Origin of the sequence: Streptomyces sp. NPDC059851 (assembly GCF_042732005.1) — a bacterium.
Taxonomy (GTDB): Bacteria; Actinomycetota; Actinomycetes; order Streptomycetales; family Streptomycetaceae; genus Streptomyces.
Window position 1 is genome coordinate 79,567 of record NZ_JBHWJJ010000025.1, and the last position, 1,262, is coordinate 80,828.

The 1,262-nt window shown below is 70.7% G+C and carries 1 protein-coding gene; it reads right to left on the reverse strand.

What is annotated here, in order from left to right; all coding sequences use genetic code 11:
• Positions 1 to 43 precede the first annotated feature (43 nt).
• Positions 44 to 1,262 (reverse strand): LamG-like jellyroll fold domain-containing protein (locus ACFV7Q_RS12065; RefSeq protein ID WP_385427116.1); only part of this gene is annotated, 1,219 nt, incomplete at its 5' end.

The window sequence follows — 1,262 nt, forward strand, 5'->3', positions numbered from 1 at the left end:
GGGGCCCCCGCCGACGGGCCGGGCCCCACAGCTCCCCGGGCCGCTACTTCGGACCGAAGGTGAGGATGAGCTGCGGAGCGGCGTCCGCGGCGGTCGACTCCTTCGACCAGATCCACAGCGGGTCGGTGCCCTTGCCGGTCAGCGCGAGGGCGTGGTTGCCGCCCAGCAGCGACGAGACCGCGGCGGTGTCCAGCTGGGCGCTGTGCAGGGCCGAGCCGTCCGGGACGGCGGCGAAGCTGCCCAGCGGGGTGGTGCCCACGGCGGGCTTGGTGTTGTACGAGGTGGTGTCGCCGCTCCAGGTGCCGGTGACGGGGACCACGGAGACGGTGTCGGCGGTGCCGGCGCCGCTCTGGGTGGAGGTCTTGACCTGGAGGACGGCGGACTTCAGGACCTGCCCGGCCGGCGCGGCCGGCACGTTGAAGCGCAGGTAGGTCTGGTAGAGCGGGTTGCCGCGGACGGCGAGCGAGGTGGCGGTGCCGTTGGCGGCGCTCGGGGCGCCCTGGTTGACGTAGGTGTCCTCGGTCGCGGTGACCTTGGAGACCGTGTCGGACGGGGCCTTCGCCAGGTCGAAGTGGTTCTTGACCTGGGCCGCGGTGAGCACCTTCGGGTAGACGGCCGTCTCGTCGATCTGGCCGGCGAAGAAGTTGCTCGTGGGGCGGTTCGGCCAGCCGGACAGGTTGTCACCGCCGACGTGCCAGTAGCCGGCGTAGGAGGCCGAGTCCGTGACGTTCAGGGTGCCCTTGTTCTGGCCGTCGACGTACAGCGCCATGCCCGAGGGGCCCTGGGTGGCGACGACGTGGTGCCACTTGTTGTCGTTGTACGTGTCGAACAGACCGGTGGTGATGGTCCGCGCCGAGCCGCTGTACACGCCGAACGCCAGACGTCCCGCGTTGGTCATGTAGATGTGCTTGTCGAACGAGCCGCTGTTGCGCGTGGTGTTGTTGCCGAAGCCGACGAGCTTGCCGCCGCGCGTGGTGCTCGTCTTGAACCAGGTCTCGATGGTGTAGGTGTTCGAGACGGTCTGGCGGTGGTCGCTGTGGACCTTCTGGCTGGTGCCGTTGAAGCCCATCGCGGTGCTGGCGCCGCTGATCGCGCCGGGCGTCTGGCGCAGGGCCGGGGCGTTGACCTGGATGCCGCTGGTGTTGCCGCCGTCCGAGGAGTCGGCCGCGTACGGGCTGACGGTGTCGTCGTAGCGCCAGTACAGCTGGGCGCCGTCGGCGCGGACCTGGGCCGGGTAGGCCTGCGGCGCGTTCGGGACGGTC